This window comes from Actinacidiphila rubida (assembly GCF_900110255.1).
Classification (GTDB): Bacteria; Actinomycetota; Actinomycetes; order Streptomycetales; family Streptomycetaceae; genus Actinacidiphila; species Actinacidiphila rubida.
Genome location: NZ_FODD01000032.1, coordinates 55,977 through 77,769 on the forward strand (window position 1 = coordinate 55,977; position 21,793 = coordinate 77,769).

At 73.6% G+C, this 21,793-nt stretch carries 18 protein-coding genes; 8 read left to right on the forward strand and 10 right to left on the reverse strand.

What is annotated here, in order from left to right; genetic code table 11:
* Positions 1-27: 27 nt before the first annotated feature.
* Positions 28-561 carry a GtrA family protein gene (locus BMW99_RS28070; protein WP_069462035.1) on the reverse strand — a complete coding sequence of 178 codons (534 nt, stop codon included), beginning with the start codon at positions 559-561 and terminating at the stop codon, positions 28-30.
* 236 nt (positions 562-797) lie between these two features.
* Here BMW99_RS28070 and BMW99_RS28075 point away from each other — a divergent pair, with 236 nt between their 5' ends.
* Genes BMW99_RS28075 through BMW99_RS28085 form a run of 3 tightly spaced genes read left to right on the forward strand, consistent with a single transcriptional unit; the run spans position 798 to position 3,688 of the window.
* Complete coding sequence (locus BMW99_RS28075; protein ID WP_075017778.1) at positions 798-1,949, forward strand: 5-(carboxyamino)imidazole ribonucleotide synthase; 1,152 nt, start codon at positions 798-800, stop codon at positions 1,947-1,949.
* Positions 1,942-2,490, forward strand: a complete 549-nt coding sequence (gene purE / locus BMW99_RS28080) for a 5-(carboxyamino)imidazole ribonucleotide mutase (RefSeq protein WP_069462037.1) — start codon at positions 1,942-1,944, stop codon at positions 2,488-2,490. Before BMW99_RS28075 ends, purE begins: the two co-directional genes overlap by 8 nt.
* 10 nt (positions 2,491-2,500) lie before the next feature.
* Positions 2,501-3,688, forward strand: a complete 1,188-nt coding sequence (locus BMW99_RS28085) for a dipeptidase (protein WP_069462038.1) — start codon at positions 2,501-2,503, stop codon at positions 3,686-3,688.
* 39 nt (positions 3,689-3,727) lie between these two features.
* On the opposite strand, the gene BMW99_RS28090 is transcribed toward BMW99_RS28085, so the two are convergent.
* Entirely contained in the window at positions 3,728-4,699 is a 972-nt protein-coding gene (locus tag BMW99_RS28090; RefSeq protein WP_245791656.1) for a lysylphosphatidylglycerol synthase transmembrane domain-containing protein, read from the reverse strand.
* A gap of 140 nt (positions 4,700-4,839) precedes the next feature.
* Positions 4,840-5,211: a VOC family protein gene (locus tag BMW99_RS28095; protein WP_075017780.1), complete on the reverse strand. Its 372-nt coding sequence runs from the start codon at positions 5,209-5,211 to the stop codon at positions 4,840-4,842.
* 128 nt (positions 5,212-5,339) lie between these two features.
* Here BMW99_RS28095 and BMW99_RS28100 point away from each other — a divergent pair, with 128 nt between their 5' ends.
* On the forward strand, positions 5,340-5,900 hold the full coding sequence (locus BMW99_RS28100) for a CGNR zinc finger domain-containing protein (protein ID WP_075017781.1): 561 nt from the start codon (positions 5,340-5,342) through the stop codon (positions 5,898-5,900).
* Positions 5,901-5,978: 78 nt separating this feature from the next.
* On the opposite strand, the gene BMW99_RS28105 is transcribed toward BMW99_RS28100, so the two are convergent.
* Positions 5,979-6,806, reverse strand: a complete 828-nt coding sequence (locus BMW99_RS28105) for a COG4705 family protein (RefSeq protein WP_079176202.1) — start codon at positions 6,804-6,806, stop codon at positions 5,979-5,981.
* A gap of 212 nt (positions 6,807-7,018) precedes the next feature.
* Positions 7,019-8,359: a UDP-glucose dehydrogenase family protein gene (locus tag BMW99_RS28110; RefSeq protein WP_075017782.1), complete on the reverse strand. Its 1,341-nt coding sequence runs from the start codon at positions 8,357-8,359 to the stop codon at positions 7,019-7,021.
* A gap of 124 nt (positions 8,360-8,483) precedes the next feature.
* Here BMW99_RS28110 and BMW99_RS28115 point away from each other — a divergent pair, with 124 nt between their 5' ends.
* Positions 8,484-9,866 carry an LCP family protein gene (locus BMW99_RS28115; protein WP_079176203.1) on the forward strand — a complete coding sequence of 461 codons (1,383 nt, stop codon included), beginning with the start codon at positions 8,484-8,486 and terminating at the stop codon, positions 9,864-9,866.
* A 291-nt stretch (positions 9,867-10,157) separates the two neighbouring features.
* Positions 10,158-10,832 (forward strand): LAETG motif-containing sortase-dependent surface protein, encoded by a 675-nt coding sequence (locus BMW99_RS28120; protein ID WP_069464636.1) that lies wholly within the window; start codon positions 10,158-10,160, stop codon positions 10,830-10,832.
* 122 nt (positions 10,833-10,954) lie between these two features.
* Here the strand turns inward: BMW99_RS28120 and BMW99_RS28125 are convergent, their stop codons facing one another.
* Positions 10,955-12,148 (reverse strand): LCP family protein, encoded by a 1,194-nt coding sequence (locus BMW99_RS28125; protein ID WP_069464637.1) that lies wholly within the window; start codon positions 12,146-12,148, stop codon positions 10,955-10,957.
* Positions 12,149-12,268: 120 nt separating this feature from the next.
* On the opposite strand from BMW99_RS28125, the gene BMW99_RS28130 reads away from it, so the two are divergent.
* Positions 12,269-12,847 carry an acyl-CoA thioesterase gene (locus BMW99_RS28130; RefSeq protein WP_407640329.1) on the forward strand — a complete coding sequence of 193 codons (579 nt, stop codon included), beginning with the start codon at positions 12,269-12,271 and terminating at the stop codon, positions 12,845-12,847.
* Between the two features lie 56 nt (positions 12,848-12,903).
* Here BMW99_RS28130 and BMW99_RS28135 read toward each other — a convergent pair whose 3' ends face one another.
* On the reverse strand, positions 12,904-14,448 hold the full coding sequence (locus BMW99_RS28135; protein WP_075017789.1) for an LCP family protein: 1,545 nt from the start codon (positions 14,446-14,448) through the stop codon (positions 12,904-12,906).
* A 392-nt stretch (positions 14,449-14,840) separates the two neighbouring features.
* On the opposite strand from BMW99_RS28135, the gene BMW99_RS28140 reads away from it, so the two are divergent.
* Complete coding sequence (locus BMW99_RS28140; RefSeq protein ID WP_075017790.1) at positions 14,841-15,899, forward strand: glycosyltransferase family 2 protein; 1,059 nt, start codon at positions 14,841-14,843, stop codon at positions 15,897-15,899.
* Positions 15,900-15,979: 80 nt separating this feature from the next.
* Here the strand turns inward: BMW99_RS28140 and BMW99_RS28145 are convergent, their stop codons facing one another.
* From BMW99_RS28145 to BMW99_RS28155, 3 genes are all read right to left on the reverse strand, one after another.
* Entirely contained in the window at positions 15,980-17,842 is a 1,863-nt protein-coding gene (locus BMW99_RS28145) for an LCP family protein (protein WP_245791657.1), read from the reverse strand.
* A 199-nt stretch (positions 17,843-18,041) separates the two neighbouring features.
* Positions 18,042-20,051 carry an LCP family protein gene (locus tag BMW99_RS28150; RefSeq protein ID WP_143080576.1) on the reverse strand — a complete coding sequence of 670 codons (2,010 nt, stop codon included), beginning with the start codon at positions 20,049-20,051 and terminating at the stop codon, positions 18,042-18,044.
* Between the two features lie 42 nt (positions 20,052-20,093).
* Positions 20,094-21,596 carry an LCP family protein gene (locus tag BMW99_RS28155; RefSeq protein WP_245791658.1) on the reverse strand — a complete coding sequence of 501 codons (1,503 nt, stop codon included), beginning with the start codon at positions 21,594-21,596 and terminating at the stop codon, positions 20,094-20,096.
* Between the last annotated feature and the right edge of the window lie 197 nt (positions 21,597-21,793).

Consider the following 21,793-nt stretch of genomic DNA (forward strand, 5'->3'; position numbering starts at 1 on the left):
CGCCCCGGCCGGCCGGGGCGCGCGGGATCAGAGGCGCTTCTTCGCCGGGGAGGGGCCGTCCTTGCCGGGCCGCTCCTGCACCCGGGACTCGGCCAGTATGGCTTCGGCCTGCCCCACCGCGCCCGCCCCGGGCAGCGCCTTGAACACCCAGGTGCGGTACGACCAGAAGCGGAACAGCGTCGCCACGCCGATGCCGAGGAACTTGAAGACGTTGCTCTGCACCGTGCTGTCCCAGCCGAAGCCGTAGGTGGCCAGGTACAGGATGCCGTTCTCGATCACCAGGCCGATGGCGCTGAACAGCAGGAACAGCCCCAGCTCGCGGGTGCGTCCGGCCTTGTCGCGGTCACGGTAGGTGAAGTAGCGGAAGCCGACGTAGTTGAAGGCGATCGACACGACCGTGGCGATGATCGACGACCGGACCGTCTGCAGTCCGGTGTTGTGCATGATCAGGTTGAAGACGCCGAGGTTCACCAGGACGCCGGCGCCGCCCACGGCACCGAACTTGGCGATCTCGCTGCGCAACCGCTTCAGATTCGAGCCCAGGGTGCGCAGTCCGCTCATGGTGATCGTTCGGCCCTGTCTGTGCGGATCGAGCACCAGGGCGGCCAACCGTTCGCGGTCCGGGTGCGGGGAGTCAATAGCGCCCCCCTCATGCTAACCATGTAGTGCGATCGTACGGCGATCACGGCTCGTTGTTGGTGCGGTCGTACGGAAGATACCCTGGTAGGTGCCATCCGGCGGGGCTAGGACGCGCACTGGTCCCCTCGCACCACCCGCGTATCCCGGCAGGAAGAACCGTGACATTCCCCGTAGTCGGCATGGTCGGCGGCGGCCAGCTGGCCCGCATGACCCACGAGGCCGGCATCCCCCTCGGCATCCGCTTCAGGATTCTCAGCGACACGCCGCAGGACTCGGCCGCCCAGGTGGTCCACGACGTCACGGTGGGCGACTACCGCGACCTGGACACGCTGCGGGCCTTCGCCGCGGGCTGCGACGTCCTCACCTTCGACCACGAGCACGTGCCCACCGAGCACCTGCGGGCCCTGGAGGCGGACGGCATCGTCGTGCGCCCCGGCCCCGACGCGCTCGTGCACGCCCAGGACAAGGGCGTCATGCGGGCCCGGCTCGACGCGATCGGCGTGCCCTGCCCGCGGCACCGCATCGTCGCCGACCCGGCCGACGTCACGCGGTTCGCCGACGAGGGCGACGGCTACCCCGTCGTGCTGAAGACCGTCCGCGGCGGCTACGACGGCAAGGGCGTGTGGATCGCCCGCTCCGAGGCCGACGCCGCCGAGCCGTTCCGCGCCGGGGTGCCGGTGCTCGCCGAGGAGAAGGTCGACTTCGTCCGGGAGCTCGCCGCCAACGTCGTGCGGTCCCCGCACGGCCAGGCCGTGGCGTACCCCGTCGTGGAGTCGATCCAGGTCGACGGCGTCTGCGACACCGTGATCGCGCCCGCGCCCGGACTGTCCGACGAGCTGTCGGCGCAGGCCCAGCAGCTCGCCCTGACCGTGGCCCGCGAGCTGGGCGTCGTCGGCCACCTGGCCGTCGAGCTGTTCGAGGTCCGGCGCCCCGACGGCGGCTCCGTGGTGCTGGTCAACGAGCTGGCGATGCGCCCGCACAACAGCGGCCACTGGACGATGGACGGCGCCGCCACCTCCCAGTTCGCCAACCACCTGCGGGCCGTCCTCGACCTGCCGCTCGGCGACCCGCGCCCGCGGGCCCGCTGGACGGTGATGGCCAACGTGCTCGGCGGGGACTTCCCCGACATGTATCCGGCCTACCTGCACTGCATGGCCCGCGACCCGGGCCTGAAGATCCACATGTACGGCAAGGACGTGAAGCCCGGCCGCAAGGTCGGCCACGTCAACACCTACGGCGACGACCTGGCGGACGTGCGCGAGCGCGCCGCCCACGCGGCCGGATACCTGCGAGGAACGATCGATGAGTGAAGCGCCTCAGCCGGCCCGCGGCCCGCTGGTCGGCATCGTCATGGGCTCGGACTCCGACTGGCCCGTGATGGAGGCCGCGGCCCAGGCGCTGGACGAGTTCGCCGTCCCGTACGAGGTCGACGTGGTCTCCGCGCACCGCATGGCGCACGCCATGGTGGCGTACGGCGAGCAGGCCGCCGAGCGCGGCCTGAAGGCGATCATCGCCGGCGCGGGCGGTGCCGCCCACCTGCCCGGCATGCTCGCGTCCGTCACCCCGCTGCCGGTCATCGGCGTCCCGGTGCCGCTGAAGTACCTCGACGGCATGGACTCGCTGCTGTCCATCGTGCAGATGCCGGCCGGCGTGCCCGTCGCCACCGTCTCCATCGGCGGCGCCCGCAACGCCGGTCTGCTCGCGGCGCGCATCCTCGCCGCCCACGACCCCGAACTGCTCGTGCGCATGCGGGAGTTCCAGGAGTCGCTGACCGAACAGGCCACCGACAAGGGGCGACGCCTGCGGGCCAAGGTCGCGGGTGCCGCGGGATTCGGGTTCGGCGGCCAATAGGCTGCGGGGCATGGATCTCCTCGCCCGCGCCCGTGACCTGCTCGCCGCCCATCCCGTCGTGGACGGGCACAACGACCTCCCGTGGGCGCTGCGCGAGCAGGTCTCGTACGACCTGAACCGGCTGGACATCGCCGCCGACCAGCGCGAGCGCACCCACACCGACATCCCGCGGCTGCGGGCCGGCGGGGTGGGCGCGCAGTTCTGGTCGGTGTACGTCTCCACCAGCCTGGCGGGGGCCGACGCGGTCACCGCGACGCTGGAGCAGATCGACGTGGTGCGCCGGATGACCGCGCTGCACAGCGCGGACCTGCGGCTCGCGCTGACCGCCGACGACATGGAGGCGGCCCGCGCGGGCGGCCGCATCGCGTCCCTGATGGGCGCCGAGGGCGGCCACAGCATCGACGACTCGCTGGGCGTGCTGCGGAGCCTGTACGACCTGGGCGTCCGCTACATGACGCTGACCCACAACGACAACACCGCGTGGGCCGGTTCGGCCACCGACAAGCCGGTGCCCGGCGGCCTCACCGCGTTCGGCGCGGAGGTCGTCCGGGAGATGAACCGGCTGGGCATGCTCGTCGACCTCTCCCACGTCGCGCCGGACACGATGCGCGCGGCGCTGCGCGTCGCCGAGGCCCCGGTGCTCTTCTCGCACTCCTCGGCCCGCGCGGTCTGCGACCACGTCCGCAACATCCCCGACGACGTGCTCGCCGCGCTGCCCGCCAACGGCGGTGTCGCGATGGCCACGTTCGTGCCGAAGTTCATCCTGCCGGCCGCCATCGAGTGGACGCTCCAGGCCGACGCCAACATGCGCGCGAACGGCCTGCACCCGCTGGACACCACGCCCGAGGCCATGGTCGTGCAGCGCGCCTTCGAGGAGGCGCACCCGCGGCCGCTCGCCACCGCGGCCACCGTCGCCGACCACCTGGACCACATGCGCGAGGTGGCCGGCGTCGACCACATCGGCATCGGCGGCGACTTCGACGGCACCGCGTTCACCCCCGCCGACCTCCAGGACGTGGCGTCCTACCCGCGGCTGGTGGCCGAACTCCTGGACCGCGGCTGGTCCGACGCGGACCTCGCCAAGCTGACCTGGCGCAACGCCGTGCGCGTGCTGCGGGACGCGGAGACCGCGGCGGCGGCCCTCCAGGCCCGGCGCGGTCCCTCGACGGCGACGATCGAGGAACTCGACGGCGTCTGAGCGGGGACGGGCGGGCGCGCCGGCGTCCGCCCGCGGCGGCTACAGGACCTTGCGCCGGATCAGCGCGGACAGCGCGACGGCGGCGGGCACCAGCGGCAGCCACACGGTGACGATGCGGAAGCCCAGCACCGCCGAGGCCGCGGTCGCGGTCGGCGACCCGGCCGCGACCAGGGCCAGCGCCAGCGCGGCGTCCACCGAGCCGATGCCGCCCGGACTGGGTATCACGGCGGCGAGGCACGTCGCCGCCAGGTAGGCGATCCCGACGTGCACCGCCGGCACCGGCATGTCCAGGGCCATGGCCACCGCGGCCATCGACGCCGCCTGGAGGACCGGGAAGGCGAGGGAGCCGCCCCACAGGGCGATGGCCCTGGACGGGCGGGCGTGCAGCGAGCGCATGTCGGCCACCGCGGAGACCACGAAGCCGCGGACCGCGTCCCGCACCCGCCGCATGGAGGCCAGCACCGCCACCGCGCCGGCCAGCACGGCCGAGGCGATCACCGCGACCAGCACCATGCCGGTGCGGCCCGGCAGCATCCCCGCGGTGTGCAGGGCGTGCGGGAAGGCGACCAGCAGCACCAGCAGCAGGGTGACCCGGCTGATCGACTCGGCCAGCGAGTACAGCGCGAGCGCCGCCGAGGTCCGCATCAGCGGCAGCCCGTGGTTGCGCAGGAAGCGCAGGTTGACGGCGCTCGCGCCGATCCCGGCCGGGGCGAGCTGTCCCGCGGCCGTGGCCGCGAACTGGGTGACCACCAGCCGTACCGCGGGCAGGCGTTCGTGGACGGTGCCCTGCCGGGCCAGGGCGTTGGCGACCCAGCCCAGACCGGTCGCGGCGAGGGCCGCGACGAGCCAGCCGCGGTGGGCCGAGAGCAGGTCGCGGCCACCGTCGGCGACCACCGACCAGTGCCCGGCCATCCAGGCACCGACCAGCAGGGCCGGCAGCAGGCCGGCCATCGTGCGCCACGGCACGTTTCGGCGCCGCCGCTGCGGCGGCGGAGTTGTCAGTACGGCCACCGCTGTCGGAGGTCCCCTCGTCGGCTGCGCTGGAGGCAGCAGCAGCTTCCACCCACCGGGCTACGGTACGGCGTCCGGGTGACGACGAACGGTGGTGGGGGTGGTGACCGGGCGGGGGCGTGGCGGCGGTGGGCGCCGGCTCAGCAGGCGCAGAGGCAGAAGGGGTGGCCCTCGGGGTCGGCGTACACGCGCCAGGTGCGGGCGCCGTCGCCGTCGCCCTCCAGCAGGCGCGCGCCCAGCTCCAGGACGCGCTTCTCCGCGTCGTCCATCCGCGCGGCCTGCACGGCGATGTCCAGGTGGAACTGCTGCGGCCGCTCGGGGTCCGGCCAGGCGGGGGCGCGCAGTCCGGGGGCGAGCTGGAAGCTCAGCCGCTGCTGTCCCGCCCGCTCCAGCTCCACCCAGCTCCCCTCCTCCTCCACCGTGATCTCGCCGCCCAGCACCTCGGCGTAGAAGGCGGCCAGGGCCTGGGGGTCGCGGCAGTCCAGGACGACGGCGGACAGGGTGCCGATCATGGGGCGCTCCTCTCGTGGCGGTGGTGCCACCGGCCGGCGTCGCGGTCTCTCGGGTACGCGTTACCCGTATGCACGGTCAGCCGGTAACCGTTACCTCATCATGGCGGTACGGCGGTAACGTGGCAAGGATGGAGCAGCCGGCACTTCGCGACCCCGCGCCCGCCCCCCTGGATCTCGTCCAGGATCTGGTCAACACCGTGGACCTGGAGGGCGGGGACGAGGCGTGGGGGACGCCGGAGGACCTGGCGGCCTGGCTGCGGGCACGCGGGATCGGGGCCGGGCCGGTCGACGCCGGCACGCTGGCGGGCGCGCTGGAACTGCGCGAGGCCCTGCGGGAGGTGTGCGCGGCGCACGCGGGTGCCGACGTGCCGGCCGAGGCGCTGCGGGGGGTGAACGCGCTGCTGGCGGCGGCACCGCTGCGGCTCGAGGCCGACGCCGCGGGAGGGGCCGCCGTGCGCCCGGCCGAGGGCCTCGCCGGGCTGGCGGCGCTCACCGCGGAGGTCGCGGCCGCCGTGGCCGCGGGGGTCGCGGCCGGCACCTGGCCGCGGCTGAAGGCGTGCGCGGCCGAGAGCTGCCGCTGGGTGTACTACGACCGCAGCCCGGCGGGCCGCGGCCGCTGGTGCACGATGGCGATCTGCGGCAGCCGCGAGAAGATGCGCGGCTACCGCCGGCGGCGGGCGGGCGCCTGAGTCAGGGTCGGACACCCGCCCGCGTCACGGGCGGTGCCGGGCGCCGGCGAGGCGCCCCGGCCCCGCGGGGTCCAGGCCTCAGGCGAGCGTCCCGGACCTGCGGTCCTCGGCCGCCAGGTAGCCGACCGCCACCACGATCAGCGCGGCCAGCGCCAGGCTGACCGGGCCGGTGCCCCAGCCGAGCCCGCCGCGGTGGGTGGGCACGCCCATCCAGTCGGCGAAGGACGCGCCCAGCGGGCGGGTCAGGATGTACGCCCACCAGAACGCGGCCACCGCGTTGAGGCCCATCAGCCGCGCGAGGGCCGGAACCACGATCGCCACCGCGAACAGCACGCCGGACGAGAAGTAGCCCAGGTGCAGGGTGCCGGCGGTGAGGTCGCCGCAGGCGGTGCCGAGCGCGAACGTCGTCAGGACGGTGGCCCAGTAGAACCGCTCGCGGCGCGGGGTGGAGATGCTGTGGATCGACAGGGTGCCCTCGCTGCGGTACCAGGCCGTCAGCACCACGACCAGCAGCACCGAGAACGCCACCGTGGAGACCGCGTAGGGCACGCCGGCGACCACGTGGACGACGTCGGCGGCCATCGTGCCGAAGACGCTCACCATGACGACCGCGAGCCAGTAGATCCAGGGCGAGTAGCGCTGGACGCGGAACTGCAGCAGCAGCGCGCCCGCCAGGCCCAGCAGCCCGATCGCGCCGGCCACCGCGGGGTTCAGCGCGTGGCCGAGGAAGTCCGAGGTGGTCTCGCCCATCCCGGTGGTCAGCACCTTGGCGAGCCAGAACCACGCGGTGATCCGTACCGGCACCTTCGTCCAGGCCCGCGGGTCCGCCGCGCCGCGCCGGCGGTGCGCGGGCCCGGTGCGCGCCGTCTCCGCCGCGACCGTGTTGCCGTATCCGGACTGCTCCATGGGGCTTCCGCCGCCTCTCCGGCGCGGACGCGCCATCGCTGTAGGTCTACAGGACTGTAGACGAACAGGTGGAGGGCCGACTTCGCGGCCTCCGCGGCTTTACCGGCTCTATGCACGCGTTCCCGGGACGGCGGATCCCGGGAACGCGTGTCCGGGCGGCGGGCGGCGGGCGGCGGGCGGCGGGCGGCGGGCGGCGGAAGGTGCGTGCGGTGCTACGCCGTGGGGCGGCCCATCGCGCGGTAGGTCCAGCCGGCCTTGCGCCAGACCGCGGGGTCGAGCGTGTTGCGGCCGTCCAGGATGTGCCGCTGCCCGGCGACCTCGGCCAGGGCCGCGGGGTCCAGCTCGCGGAACTCCTGCCACTCGGTCAGGTGCAGCACGGCGTCCGCGCCGCGCACCGCGTCCAGCGCGGTCGGCGCGTAGCCGAGCGTCGGGAACAGCCGCCGGGCGTTGTCGATGCCCTTGGGGTCGTAGACAGTGACCTGGCCGCCCTGCAGCTGGATCTGCCCGGCCACGTTGAGCGCGGGCGAGTCCCGCACGTCGTCGGAGTCCGGCTTGAACGTCGCGCCGAGCACCGCGATGCGGCGGCCCAGGAAACCGCCGCCGAGGGCCTCCCTGGCCAGCTCCACCATGTGGGTGCGGCGCCGCATGTTCACCGAGTCGACCTCGCGCAGGAACGTCAGCGCCTGGTCCGCGCCCAGCTCACCGGCCCGCGCCATGAACGCGCGGATGTCCTTGGGCAGGCAGCCGCCGCCGAAGCCGATGCCGGCCCGCAGGAACTTGCGGCCGATCCGGTCGTCGTGGCCGATCGCCTCGGCCAGCGTGGCGACGTCGCCGCCGGCGGCCTCGCACACCTCGGCCATCGCGTTGATGAAGGAGATCTTCGTGGCGAGGAAGGCGTTCGCCGCCGTCTTCACCAGCTCGGCCGTCGGGTAGTCCGCCACGACGAACGGCGTGCCCTCCGAGACCGGCTTGGCGTACACCTCGCGCAGCAGCGCCTCAGCGCGCTCGTCGTCGACGCCGACCACGATCCGGTCCGGGTGCAGGGTGTCGTCCACCGCGAAGCCCTCGCGCAGGAACTCCGGGTTCCACGCCAGCTGCACCTCGTCGCCGGCCGGGGCCAGTTCCCGCAGCATCGAGGCCAGCCGGGCGGCACTGCCCACCGGCACCGTCGACTTGCCGACCACCAGCGTGGGCCGCCGCAGGTGCGGGGCCAGCATCGAGACGGCGGAGTCGACGTAGCTCATGTCGCACGCGTACTCACCGTGCTTCTGGGGGGTGTTCACGCACACGAAGTGCACGTCGCCGAACTCGGCCACCTCCTCCCAGGACGCGGTGAAGCGCAGACGCCCGCTGGAGCCCTCGATCCCGGCCACGTGCCGGGCGAGCAGGTCCTCGAGACCGGGCTCGAACATCGGCGTCCTGCCGGTCGCGAGCAGGTCGGTCTTCGTCTGATCGATGTCGAGGCCAAGGACGTCGAAGCCGAGCTCAGCCATGGCGGCAGCGTGGGTGGCGCCGAGGTAGCCGAGTCCGATGACGGTGAGCTTGAGAGGCATGCGGCGAGCATAGTCGGCACCGGCTCGGCCAAATCAGGGGTGAGGTCGAACGCGGAGGTCCACAATGCGTCCATACGTCGCACGGGCGGATCTATGGGCGGGCCGGGGTGTGGGGGTGCTGGGGATGGGCGTCGGCAGCGACGGGGACGGGGACGGGGACGGCGGCAGAGTCGGCAGCGGCGAAGGCGCGGGGGAAGCGGCCGGCGCCGGAAGTACGGGCAGCACGACCGGTAGCGGCGGTACGGGCGGGGAGGACGGCAGACGCGAGACGCTCGACACACTCCTGTCCGGCGGCGCGGAGGGCCGTGGCGGCGCGTCCGGGACGGTCCCCGGAGCCCGGACCGCCGTGGAGTCCGGAGTCGCCGTGGAGTCCGGAGCCGCGCCGGCCGTCCCCGACGAGCCCGGAACCGGCCCCGCGGACCCGGGCGCCCCGGGGACGGACCCCGTGCGACCCGGCGACCCCGAGCGCAGGGCGCGGCGCAGGCGCCGGACCCGCCGCGTGCTGTTCGCCGCCCTGGGCCTGCTGTGCACCGGCGTCCTGCTGATCGCCGGCACCTTCTACTGGGCCTACGAGCACTACACCGGCCGCGTCCAGCGCATCCCCGACGCCTTCCCGACCAACGTGCCGCGCTCCGCCCTGCCGCCGCCGTCGAAGGACGGCAGCGAGACCTTCCTGCTCGTCGGCGTCGACTCCCGCTCGGACCTGCCGACGACCGGCAAGGACGCCAAGGCCCCGGAATGGAAGCCGGGCGCGCAGCGCAGCGACACGATGATGCTCGTCCACCTGCCCGCCGACCACAAACATGCCTACGTCGTCTCGCTCCCCCGCGACTCGTGGGTGACCATCCCCGGCCACGGCCAGGCCAAGCTGAACGCCGCGTTCTCCTGGGGCGGCCCGCCGCTGCTCATCGACGCCGTGCAGCGCCTGACGAAGGTCACGGTCGACCACCTCGCGGTCATCGACTGGAGCGGCTTCAAGAACCTGACGAACGCCGTCGGCGGCGTCGACATCACCGTGGACAAGACCGTCAAGCGCTACAACGGCCCCGGCGGCTACTGGACCGCCGGCACCCACCACATGAACGGCGACGACGCCCTGGACTACGTGCGCGAGCGCTACGGGCTGCCGCGCGGCGACCTGGACCGCACCCACCGGCAGCAGAACTTCCTGCGCGCGGTGCTCTCCAAGATGCTCTCCGGCGGCACGTTCACCAACCCGCTGAAGCTGAAGCGGACCCTGGACCAGGTCACGTCGGTGGTCAGCGTCGACGACCGGCTCTCGGACGGCGACCTGCGCGGCCTGGTGTGGAACATGCGCGACGTGCGCTCGTCCGACATGGTCTTCATGAACGCGCCCGTCGGCGGCTTCGACACCATCCAGAAGCAGTCCGTCGTCCTGCTCGACCCCAACGCCTCCTCGGAGCTGTGGGAGGCGCTGCGCAACGACACGATGGCCGACTACGTCGCCACCCACAGCCTGGACAAACTGGGCAACCGTGTCTCGTGACGACCGGCTGACGACCGGCCGTCGATCAACTGTCAACTCCTGTGACGTGCGGAGCCGGTGGGGCTCCGTAGGTCTCAACTCTGTAATAAACCTCCGCGGGCCCGTGACCTCTTGGCAGTGTTTGCACGGGTCCGGCGACGGCATGAGTGCTTTGAGTCCCATTTGCCGCCAATTGACAACGACTCGCGGCGACTTGTAGAGCTGTGGGGCGTCATCACCAGCGAGACGGGGGGCCGAACGGCCAGCGCTGGATGGCGACTCCGACGAGAACCGATCCCGTGAAGGGAAGACGTGTCCACAAACCGCCGCACCGCCATAGCGGTGCGTACCATCGGCGTTGCCTCCGCCGCAGCCGCGCTTGCGCTGGGCGTTGCAGGCACCGCGCTCGCTTGTTCCATCACCGAGTTCACGCCCAGTGCCGGGTGCGACGACTCCGGCCACGGCTACATCCAGGTCGTGGACAAGGACGGCTCCAACACCCCCGTCGACATCACCGTGTCGACCGGCGGGCAGGACGTCGGCAGCAAGACCGCCGTCATCGGCTCCGGTGACGGCGTCACCGTGCAGTTCCCGGTGGACTGGCAGCCGAGCACGACCTACACCGTCACCGTGAAGAAGACCTCGGGTGCCGACGTCGGCACCAAGGACGTCACGACGCCGGACAAGGCCTGCTCCGCGCCCACCGTGCCGACCAGCCCCAGCACGTCGGCTTCTCCGAGCCCGTCGGACTCCCCGACCACCTCGGCGACGCCGAGCACGCCCGCGGCCTCCGCGAGCAGCTCCACCAGCGCCGCGGCCGTCGCGGACACCAACGCGCCGTCCCCCGCGGCCGGCGGCGGCCAGAACCTGGCCGAGACCGGTGGCGGCAGCAACACCGGCATGATCGCCGGCATCGCGGCCGCCCTCGTGGCGGTCGGCGGTGGCGCGGTCTTCATGCTGCGCCGGCGGACTCCCGCCCGCCACTGACGCGGGCAGGGGACCGGTCGGCGGACCGGTTCCCCGCATGACACGCGGCGGCCCGGCTCCCCCCGAGGGGAGCCGGGCCGCCGTCGTGTGCGCGTCCGGGCCGCGGGCCCGGGCGGCCGGTGCTAGTTGCCGGACACCGTGACCTTGTCGTCGTTCCGCAGCTCGCCGAAGAGCTGCTTGGCCTTCGTCATGTCCCACTTCACGGCGTCACCGTCGTTGGGGGTCATGTAGTTGGAGTTGGCGATCGGCACGGTGATCGAGTGGCCTCCGCCGCCGGTGACGCCCTTCATCGCCCAGAACATGGACGTGAGGTCCCACAGGCTCATCTTCTTGTCGACGATGAGGGTGTCCAGGCCCGATCCGATCACCGGGTAGAGCTTGAACGGGTTGAGGACCGTCGACGGCGACGCGGCCTGGTGGGCCAGCGTCGAGAGGAACTTCTGCTGGTTGCGCATGCGGCCCAGGTCCTGGTCCGCCTCCTGGTGGCGCTGCCGGACGAACGCCAGCGACTGCTGGCCGTTCAGCTTCTGGCAGCCGGCCTTGAAGTCCGCGCCCGAGGCCTTGTCGTGCACGGCCTTGTCCAGGCACATGTTGACGCCGCCGAGCGCGTTGACCAGGTTCACGAAGCCGGAGAAGCCGATCTCCGCGTAGTGGTCGATGTGGATGCCGGTGTTGTACTCGACGGTGCGGGTGAGCAGCTCCGGGCCGCCGTCGGCGTAGGCGCGGTTGAGCTTGTGGGTGGAGGCGCCGTAGCGCTTGCCCGACTGCTGGCCGGTGAACGCCGGGATCGTGACGTAGGAGTCACGCGGCAGGCTCATCATCGTGTTGCCGTTGCTGCCGGTGTGCAGAATCATCATCGAGTCCGTGCGCTGACCGGACGCGGCACCGGTGTGCAGGTTCTTCTCGTCCTGCGCGGTGAGGCCCTCGCGGCTGTCGGACCCGACTATGAGGTAGTTCGTGCCCTTGCCCGGGGCCGGCCGGTCCTCGACCTTGCTCAGGTCGACCTCGCGCCGGACCTTGGAGTCCGCCCAGAAGTACGTGGAGACGGACACCACGAGCAGCACGACGACCAGGCCGAGCGCCGTGTAGCCGATCTTCTTGCGGGTGCTCCAGCGCGGGCGCCGGGGTCCGCCGTCGGGCCCGCCGCTCGTCGAGGGCGGCCCGTAGCCGTCGTAGGAGCCACCGCCCGGCTGGGGGCGGCGCGACTGCGACGGGACTCCGCCGCCGGCAGTGGCTGCCCTGCGCGGCGACAGTTCGGGGGGCAGCGGCGGTTCCGCACTCCGGCGCTGCTCGGTGTCATCGCTCCAACCGTTCATGTCGGTCAGTGTGCCCGGATACGGCCGGCGAACCGGAATCCGCGGAGGTTCTGTAGCAGACCCGATGCATAGGACCGGCGGCCGCAGCGGTTGTGTAACGGACATAAGGTGGAACTCGTGATCGACTCATCCGCCGTACCGCAGGGCAGGCCGGACCCGCTGCCCACCCCGGCCGTCCCGGTGATCCCGGGGAAGCCGACCTCCGCCTCCCGCATCACGCTCTCGCACATCATGAGCGCCCACGACACCAACCTGCTGGGCACCGTGCACGGCGGCGTGGTGATGAAACTCGTCGACGACGCGGCGGGCGCCGTCGCCGGCCGCCACTCCGGGGGCCCCGCGGTCACCGGCGCGATGGACGAGATGGCCTTCCTGGAGCCCGTCCGCGTCGGCGACCTGCTGCACGTCAAGGCGCAGGTCAACTGGACCGGCAAGACGTCCATGGAGATCGGCGTGCGGGTCGTCGCCGAGCGGTGGAACGAGTCCGGCCCGGCCAAGCAGGTCGCCAGCGCCTACCTGGTGTTCGTCGCCGTCGACGCCGACGGCCAGCCCCGGCGGGTGCCCCAGGTGCTCCCCGAGACCGACCGGGACCGCAGGCGCTGGCAGGAGGCCCAGATCCGCCGTACCCACCGGCTGGCCAGGCGCCGCGCCATCGTCGAGCTGCGCCGCGAGCGGGCCGCCGAGGGCCTGGAGGACTGACCTCGCGCCGCGCTGCGGCCCGGGTCCGTGCCCGTGCGCCGCGCCGCCGGCCCGGTCTACGCGCAGACCTCCTGGTCGCCGGTGACCGCGGTGCCGGACGGCGGCTGGGGCTTGGCCCGGGCCGCCACCGGCGCCACCCTCGTGAAGTCCGCGCCGAGGGTGACCTTCATCACCGGACCCTGCCCGGCGGCGGGCTGGAGCTGTGCGCCCGGCAGCGCGGCGGCCAGCGCGCGGGCCGAACGGTCCCAGCGCGGGTCGTACCGGATGACCGTGCGGGCGGTGCGCTGCGGCGCCGTGGTGGGCACGCCGGGCGTCGCGAAGCCGGTGTCGTGCAGCGCTTTCTGCGTCGTCGCGCCCAGGCCGTCGGTCGCGGTGCCGTTGGCGACCCGCACGCTGATCGTCGCGGGGTCGACGTCCACCGGGGCCGCGGCCGCGGACGCCTTCGGGCGCGGCGCGTCCTTGGCCGGCGGGGCGGCCAGCGGCTGGTCCGCGCGGATCGCCGCCCACAGCCGGCCCGCCCTGGCCTCGTCCCACTTCACCGTGGAGCCGATGCCGGGCACCTGGTAGTTCAGGACGCTCAGGGGCACGGACACGAACTCCGACGAGCGCGGCGAGAAGTCCTTCATGCCCTGCGCGAGCCGGATCAGGTCGGTGGTGCTCAGCCCCTGGTCGGCCCGCACCGACCCCAGCACGGTGCTCGCCACATGGCTCAGCTCCAGCGGGTCGCGCAGCACGTCCCCGCTGGTCATCTTGTGGATGACCTGGGCGAGGAAGCGCTGCTGCCGCTGCATGCGGCCCAGGTCGGAGGAGCCGTCGACGTGCCGGGAGCGCACGTACTGCAGCGCCTGGCCGCCGTCCAGCGTCGTGGTGCCGACCGGCAGGTTCAGCCCGGTGAAGGAGTCCTTCAGCGGCACCGACGTGCACACCGGCACCCCGCCGATGACGTCGACGGTCTTCATGAAGCTGGTGAAGTCGACCTCCAGGTAGTGGTCGATGTGCACACCGGTCAGCTGCTCGACGGTCCGCACGGTGAGCTTCGGGCCGCCCAGCGCGTACGCCTGGTTGATCTTCGCCGGGTGCGTGCCGGTGATCGCGGTCGGCGACGGGCCCGGCGGGTGCGGGGAGCCCGCGGCGGAGGCGGCCACGGCCCCGGCCGCGGCCCCGGCCGCGGGGGATGAGCCGGAGACCCGCAGGGTCGAGGCGTCGGGCAGCCGCACGTAGGTGTCGCGCGGGATGCTCACGACGCTCGCCCGCCGCCGGTCCTCCGACAGGTGCACCAGCATGATCGTGTCGGTGCAGTGGCAGGGCGCGCCGCCGAGGTGGAAGTGCTTCTTCTCGTCCGGCGCCAGACCGTCCCGGCCGTCCGTGCCCACCAGCAGGAAGTTCGTGCCCTTGGAGCCGCTGGGACGGCCCTGCATGCCGCCGAAGGCGTCCACGCGGTCGATGGAGCCGCTGATGCCGTTGACCGCGGCGCGCCCCAGCCCGCTCGCGGTGATCACCAGCAGTGCGATCGCGCCGGAGATCCGCAGGCCCCAGCGCACCGGCCGCCGCTGCCGGGCGGGCCGCGGCCCGGGCCTGCGGCCCCCGCGGGGATCCGCCATCGGCCGGCGGCGCGGATCGGCGGGCCGCCGTCCGCCGGGCTCGGCGGGCCGCCGCCCGCGCGGGTCGGCCGGGCGCCGGTCGCGGGGATCGGCCGGGCGGCGCACCCGCGGATCGGCCGGGGGCCGTCCGCGCACCTGCCCCGCCGCCCCGCCGCGGCCCTCGCCTCCCGGCCGTCCGCGTCCCTCCGCGGGCGGGCGCTCGCGGCGGGGGGCGGGCGGGCGGCCGCCCACGTCGACGGACGGCGGGCGGCGCCGGGTGGGCGGCACGGGCAGGACCTCCGGGGGTGGGGGCACAGAACCCGTTCAGGCTAGGGACAAATAGGACTGTCGGTCTTGACCCCACGCGCTGGGGTCCCCCGTTAGCGGTAACGTTTGGCGTGATGAACGACGCCATGCACCCCGCACCCCCGGCCGTCTCGGTGATCATGCCGGTGCTCAACGAGGAACGGCACCTGCGCAACGCGGTCCGGCACATCCTCGAGCAGGACCACCCCGGCGAGCTCGAGGTCGTCATCGCCCTCGGGCCCTCCACCGACCGCACCGACGCCATCGCGGCCGAACTCGTCGCCGAGGACGCCCGGGTGCACACCGTGCCCAACCCGACGGGCCGGACCCCCGCCGCCCTCAACGCGGCGATCCAGGCGTCCCGGCACCCCGTCGTGGTCCGCGTCGACGGCCACGGCATGCTCTCCGCCGACTACATCGCCACCGCCGTGCGGCTGCTCGACGAGACCGGCGCGGCCAACGTCGGCGGCATCATGCACGCCGAGGGCGAGAACGACTGGGAGCACGCGGTGGCTGCCGCGATGACCGCGAAGATCGGCGTCGGCAACGCCGCCTTCCACACCGGAGGCGCCGCCGCCCCCGCCGACACCGTGTACCTCGGGGTCTTCCGCCGCGAGGTGCTGGAGCAGCAGGGCGGCTACAACGTGGAGTTCGTCCGCGCCCAGGACTGGGAGCTGAACTACCGCATCCGCGAGGCCGGCCATCTCATCTGGTTCTCGCCGGAGTTGCGGGTCTCCTACCGGCCGCGGCCCAGCGTGCGGACCCTCGCCAAGCAGTACAAGGACTACGGCCGCTGGCGCCGCGTGGTGACGCGCTACCACCGCGGCTCGGTCAACCTCCGCTACCTGGCCGCCCCCGCGGCCCTGCTGGCCAACGTCGCCGGGCTGGTCGTCGGTGCCGTGCTCACCCCGTGGGCGCTGCTGGTCCCGGCCGCGTACGCCGTCGGCATCACCGCGGGCTCGCTCCCGGCCGGCCGCGGGCTGCCGTTCGGCGCGCGCCTGCGCATCCCGCTGGCCCTGGCCACCATGCACATGTGCTGGGGTTACGGCTTCCTGACGAGCCCGCGGTCCCTGGCCCGCCGGGTGATCGCCAGCCGCCGCCCCGCCGTGGTCGGCGAGCCGGCGCCGTCCCAGGCGCCCGCCGCCGGGACCGCCGCGGACCGCTGACCGGCCGGACGGACCGCACCACCGGAACGCACGGGCGCCGGGCCCCGAGGGCCCGGCGCTCACCGCTGTCGGGCGCCCGTTCAGAACCGGTAGGTCGGCTCGATGAACATGCAGTTCTTCTTGACGTCCTCGGAGCCGTTCATCGCGTCGGAGTCCGACGGCACCGAACCCGCCGTCGGCAGCGTCTTCGCGTAGTCGCCGCCGGTCTTCCAGTCGGCGCCGACGGTCAGCGTGATCGCCTGCACGCTGCTGGACGCCTTGACGTTCTTGTCCGGGAAGCCCAGCGCCTTCGCGACCGCCAGCGCGTCCGCCCTGCCCTGGTCCCCGCCGCTCGACGGGTAGACCAGCGTGGTGGACGGGCTCGCCGCCGCCTGCTGCACGGGCGCCGCCTTGGTGAAGCCCTTGGTCACCAGCACCTGTGCGACGTCCGCCGCCCGGTGCTGGGTCGGCACGCCGCCCTGCGTGCCCGACGTGCCGTTGAGGACGGAGACGGGGATGGTCGACGCGGCCGCGGCGGGCGGACCCGCGGGGGCGGTCGGCTTGGCGCTCGGCGAACCGGGTTTCGCCGCCTTGCCGTTGGCGTCCATCGCGACGTCGTTGCGCATCAGCGCCCACACGGTGCCGGCGCTGGGCGCCGGCAGGTAGTGCGCGTTGGGGTCCTGCGGGTCGGCGATGCGCGGCATGGTGAGCATCGTCGTGCGGTTCGGCGGGATGCTCTTGAGCTGCATGCCCAGGTCGTACAGCTTCTTCGGCGTGCCGATCTCGGACGACACCTGGAACGCCTCCATCGCCTTGGTGGCGATGTCGTTGAGCCGGCCCGGGTTGGAGAAGAGGTTCTGGCTGCGGAGGTTGCGCAGCAGCGAGCCCATGTACATGTGCTGCGCCTTGGAGCGGCCGGCGTCGCTGCCGAACGCGTGCCGGGTGCGCAGCCACTGCAGGGCCTGCTGGCCCTTCACCGTGTGGGTGCCGGCGGTCATGTGCAGGTGCGAGCCGCCGGGTTGGGCCCGGGTCGAGTGGTCGTCGACGTTCTGCTGGACGCACACGTCCGCGCCGCCGAGGACGTCGGCCATCTTCACCACGCCGGCGAAGTCGATCTTCAGCCAGTGGTCGATGTACAGGCCGCCGGTGAGGTTCTGCACGGTGGCCAGCGTGCAGCCGGCACCGCCGCGGGCCAGCGACGCGTTGATGATGTCGTTGGTCTTGGGGAACGTCTTGTGCGTCTTGGGGTCCTCGCACGCGGGTATGTCGACCCGGGTGTCGCGCGGGATGCTCACCATCGACATGTTCGTGCGGTCCGCCGACAGGTGCGCGATCATGATCACGTCGGCCCGCTCGCCGACGCTGTCCGCCGCACCGCCGAGCTTCTGGTCCTCGGGATCGGCACGGGAGTCCGAGCCGAGGATGAGGATGTTCAGCGGGGTGTCGCCGTTGGCGTTGGCCTTCGCCTTCACGGCGTGCGTGTCGCCGCTGACGCGCTGGCCCTTGCGGATCTTGCTCGACAGGTACTCGTAGTAGCCGAACGCGGCGCCCGCGCTGCCCAGGACGGCGACCGAGGTGCCGATCGCGGTCCACTGGAGGATCTTTCGCCTGCGGCTCTTCGCCTTCCGGCGCCCACGCTGCCCGCCGCGCCGGTGGCCGGGGCCGGGGGTCAGCCCGTCCGGGCCGTCGGGCCCACCGGGACCGCCCGGTCCGCCCCGTCCTCCGCCCGCGCGCCGCGATCCGGGTTCGGCGCGCCGCGGACCGGGTATGCCCCGGGTGTCCTGCTCGCGGCCGTAACCGGGATCGCTCCCACTCCCACTCCCGTAGCCGGGAGCGCTCCCGTGGCCGCCCTGCTCGGGGGAGTACGCGCGCGCGTCATCGCGGAACATCCCCTGGTCCCAGGCGGGTTCGCCCTGACCGGGGGCGGAACCGTAGCCGTTCCCCCGCGCCATGTCGTCGCGCATTGCAAGCCTTTCCCCCTGCGCGGGCGTTGCGCCCCCGCCCCGGTTGGCCGTGGCCGTGGCCGTTTGAGTGTCAGACGGTCACAGGCCGCCGATAGTTGCAGTCCGCCGGACCCCCGTATCGCCCCCTTGGCACAAACGGGAGGTGCTCTCTGGTCAGAACCGGGCGGACCGCGTCAGAACCCGCGGTCGGGGTGTGACCCTATCCCACGCAGGTGGTGCTGTCCGCTGTCGTCGTCCGCAGGCCCTTGGGCGGTCCCGCGGGCAGCGCGATGGGGGTGCCGGGGGCCTTGTAGTCCTTGCCGAGGGTGAGCGTCATGTACGTCAGCGCCCCGACGTTCTTGGTGCCCTCCTGCAGGGCCGAGGCGGGCAGGCCCATCATCGCGGCCAGCGAACGGGCCTGGTCGGCCTGGTTGGGGGCGTACGCGAGCCGGGTCTCGGGCAGGGCGGCGGGCGCGTCGCCGCCGTTGGCGGAGCGGTTGACGCCCTTCTCGTTCTGCAGCCAGTTCAGCACGTCCTGGGACGCGCCGAAGTTTCCCGTGCCGTTGAGCACGGTGACGCGGGTGTCGTGCGGGGTGGCCTTCGGCCCGACGAGTTTCGGATCGGGCGCGGCCGGCCCCGCGGACAGCGGGACGTCCCGGGCCATCAGCGAGAAGAGCTGCGCGGCCGCGGTCCTGTCCAGCGTCGCCGTGGCGCCGGACGCTCCCGCACCGCCTCCCGAACCCGCGGTCACCGGCAGCGCGGCGAACGTGTCGTGCGTGATGTCCGGCTTGCCCACCTCGCCGGCCAGCGTGCGGAGTCCGCCGGACCGCGCGAGCGCGGGGTCGACGGTCAGGGTGCGGGCCGCCGCGTCCCCGAGCGCCCGGGCCGTCTCGCCGCCGCCCTTCCACTGCCGCAACAGCGCGCTGACGAAAGCCTGTTGCAGCCGGGCCCGGTCCACGTCGCCGTGTCCGGGCGGCGCGTCGCGGACGGTGAGGAACGCGGGCGCCTGCGCGGCGGTCAGCTTGTGCTTGCCCGCGCTCAGGTCGAGATGCGTGGCGGGGTCGGACAGCGGGGACTTCAGGCAGACGTCGACGCCGCCGGCGGCGGTCGTCAGCTCCTGCACCGCCCGGGCGTCGGCCAGCAGGAAGTGGTCGACCTTGAGCCCGGTCAGCTGGTCGACGGTGCGCATCGTGCAGCCCGGGTCGCGGCCCTGAACCCCCAGGCTCTGCGCGAACGTCGGCGACGCGCCCTTCACCGGACTGCCGGGGACGACCTTGGTGGTGCCGTTCGCCTGCTTCACCGGGCAGTCGGGGATCGCCGTGACGAGATCGCCGGGGATCGTGACGGCCGTGGCGTCGGCGCGGTCGGCGGACAGGTGCAGCAGGATCGCGGAGTCCGCGCCCGCGGCGCCCGAGCCCCCCGCCGTGCCCGAACCGCCCTGTCCCGTCGCGCTGATCACCAGGATGTTCATCGTGCCGGTCATGGAGACCGTGGGTGACGCCGCGTTGCCGACGTCCACCGCGTGCACGGACACCGCGCCGGAGTCCCCCTGGGAGAGGGCCACGCCGACCCCGGTCGCGACGAGCACGACGCCCAGCGCACCGGCCGACCAGACCATCGTCCGCTTGCTGACCGCCGTGCGCCCGCGCGGCTTGCGGCGGCTGGCCCTGGCCGCCGCGCGGCCCCCGGGCGCGGCCGCCCGCGGCGCGGGCACGTCCGGCGCGCCGGCGCCGGCGCCCGCCCCCGCGCCCGGCTCGGCGGCCGTCTGCGCCTGCGTGCCGCCGGCGTCGCCGTAGCCGCTGCCGCCGTACCCGTCGGTGCCGTACCCGTCGTACCGCGCGTACTCCCCGTACCCGTCGGCCCCGTTGGACCCTTCGGCCCCGCCGGAGTCCTCGGCGCCGTGCGCGCCGGGTGCTTGGTACGCGCCGTGGTCGTCGTAGCCGCCCCGCGCCTCGTAGCCGGCGTACGCCCCGGGCGTCCCGTAGGCGTCCTGCGCGGCGTGCGGCCGGTACATGTCGTGCGGGTCGGAGGCGGCCGCGTGCGTGCCGTACGCGGGTGTGTCCTGGTGCGCGTACCCGTCGGATGCGGGGTCTGCGGGCGGCTGTGCGGGCGTGTAGCGCCCCTCGGCGGGGACCGGCGGCTGGTCCGTCCGCCACCGGTACTCGCCGGTGGCCGGGTCCAGCACCCACTGGTCCGCCGGGTCCACGGCCCCGGGGCCTTGTGCGTCCACGGCGTGGTCCTCCATGCGGGGTCGGGCGTTTCGATCCGCAAGCTACCCCACGCAGGCGGTGCTGTCCGCCTCGGTCTTCTGCAATCCCGCCGGGACGGCCGGGGGCGCGTCGACGGGGGTGCCGGCCGCGGTGAAGTCGCCACCGAGCGTGAGGGTCATGGGACCGGGGGGAGCGGTGCCGTCCGCCGCCGGGCGCAGTGCTGAGGCGGGCAGCCCCATCATCGCGGCCAGCGCGCGGGCCTGGTCCGCCTGGGCCGGCGCGTACCGCAGCGCCGTCGCGGCCAGCGGCGCCGGCGCGTTGCCGCCGTTCGCGGGCCGCCCGACGCCCTCGGCGTCGCGCAGCCACGTGACCGTGGTGCGCGCGGCGCCGTTGATGCCGCTGCCGTTGAGCACCGTCACCTCCACCGCGGACGGCGGCGCCTTGGGACCGGTCAGCCGCGGATCGGGGGCCGGACGGCGGGCCGGCCCCGCGTGCCCGGCGGCCTTGGACAATGGCACGTCGTCGCGCAGCGCCGCGAACAACTGGGGTGCGCGGGTGCGGTCGACGACGACGGTCGCGTGCACCTTCTCGTCGGGGTTGTCGACGACCGGGACGGTGGTGAAGGTGATGTGCCTGGTGTCGACGGCGGCGATGTCCTGCGCCAGGCTGCTGAGCCTGGTGACGCTGCCGATGGCGCTGTCCACGGTGAGCGCCTTCGTCGCGGTGTCGGCCAGCCGGAACAGCTTGGCCGGACTGGTCAGCGTGCCCTGGGACTTGATCTTCCGGATCATCGCGCCGAGGAAGTTCTGCTGGAGCTTGATCCGGTCCAGGTCGCTCTGGTCGCGCAGCGCGTGCCGGGTGCGGACGAACTGGAGCGCCTGCTCGCCCTCCAGCGTGTGCCGTCCCGCGCTCAGGTCCAGATGGGACTTGGGGTCGACCAGCGGGCGCGCCAGGCAGACGTCGACGCCGCCGACCGCGCTCGAAAGGGTCTTCACCGCCTCGAAGTTGACCATCATGAAGTGGTCGACCTTCAGGCCCGTCATCTGCTCCACCAGGCGCATGGTGCAGCCGGGGTCCCGGCCGTCCTGGCCCAGGCTCTCGTTGAACTTCGGCGAGGTGAGGCCTTGCGGGGTGCCGGGGACGACCTTGGTGGTGCCGTCCTTCTGCCGCGTCGGGCAGTCCGGGATGCCGGTGACGATGTCACGGGGGATGCTCATCGCGGTGGCGCTGCCGCGGTCGGCCGCGACGTGGAACAGGATCGTGGTGTCCGCGTGCCCGACGCTGCCCGGGTCGCCGTAGCGGTCGCCCAGGCCCTGGCGGCTGTCGGTGCCGATGACCAGGATGTTCATCGGTCCGTCGTGCGTGACGCTCTTGCTGCCCGCGTCGCCGACGTCGACGGTGGTGATGTTGCCGTTCAGCCGCTCGTAGACCACGTACCCGCCGATCGCGGTCGCGGCCAGCACGAACCCGACGGCGCCCGCGGTCCACAGCAGCGCCTTCTTGCGGCGCGACGCCCCCGGCGCCGACCGGCGCCGGCCCCCGCCGCGACGGCGCGGACCGGGCACCGACGGCCGTGCCGTCCGGCGGGGAGGAGGCGACGTCCTGCCGGGTGCCGTGCGGCTGCCGGACCTGCTCGCGGGCCGGCCTCCCGCGATGTCGCCGCTCCGCGTCTGCTGGGGCATCGACGGGGCCGCGGGCCGCCGGGTCCCACGGCTCGCGGACGGTCCTGCGGGCTCCTGCTCCTCGCGCTGCCGGTAGGTAC

Excerpts from the sequence above, each read along its gene's own strand:
- BMW99_RS28125 (WP_069464637.1), bottom strand. The coding sequence starts at position 12,148 with ATGAACGGTTGGAGCGATGACACCGAGCAGCGCCGGAGTGCGGAACCG.
- BMW99_RS28105 (WP_079176202.1), bottom strand. The coding sequence starts at position 6,806 with ATGGAGCAGTCCGGATACGGCAACACGGTCGCGGCGGAGACGGCGCGC.
- BMW99_RS28115 (WP_079176203.1), top strand. The coding sequence starts at position 8,484 with ATGGGCGTCGGCAGCGACGGGGACGGGGACGGGGACGGCGGCAGAGTC.
- BMW99_RS28095 (WP_075017780.1), bottom strand. The coding sequence starts at position 5,211 with ATGATCGGCACCCTGTCCGCCGTCGTCCTGGACTGCCGCGACCCCCAG.
- BMW99_RS28110 (WP_075017782.1), bottom strand. The coding sequence starts at position 8,359 with ATGCCTCTCAAGCTCACCGTCATCGGACTCGGCTACCTCGGCGCCACC.
- BMW99_RS28100 (WP_075017781.1), top strand. The coding sequence starts at position 5,340 with ATGGAGCAGCCGGCACTTCGCGACCCCGCGCCCGCCCCCCTGGATCTC.
- BMW99_RS28070 (WP_069462035.1), bottom strand. The coding sequence starts at position 561 with ATGAGCGGACTGCGCACCCTGGGCTCGAATCTGAAGCGGTTGCGCAGC.
- BMW99_RS28140 (WP_075017790.1), top strand. The coding sequence starts at position 14,841 with ATGCACCCCGCACCCCCGGCCGTCTCGGTGATCATGCCGGTGCTCAAC.
- BMW99_RS28145 (WP_245791657.1), bottom strand. The coding sequence starts at position 17,842 with ATGCGCGACGACATGGCGCGGGGGAACGGCTACGGTTCCGCCCCCGGT.
- purE (WP_069462037.1), top strand. The coding sequence starts at position 1,942 with ATGAGTGAAGCGCCTCAGCCGGCCCGCGGCCCGCTGGTCGGCATCGTC.
- BMW99_RS28135 (WP_075017789.1), bottom strand. The coding sequence starts at position 14,448 with ATGGCGGATCCCCGCGGGGGCCGCAGGCCCGGGCCGCGGCCCGCCCGG.
- BMW99_RS28085 (WP_069462038.1), top strand. The coding sequence starts at position 2,501 with ATGGATCTCCTCGCCCGCGCCCGTGACCTGCTCGCCGCCCATCCCGTC.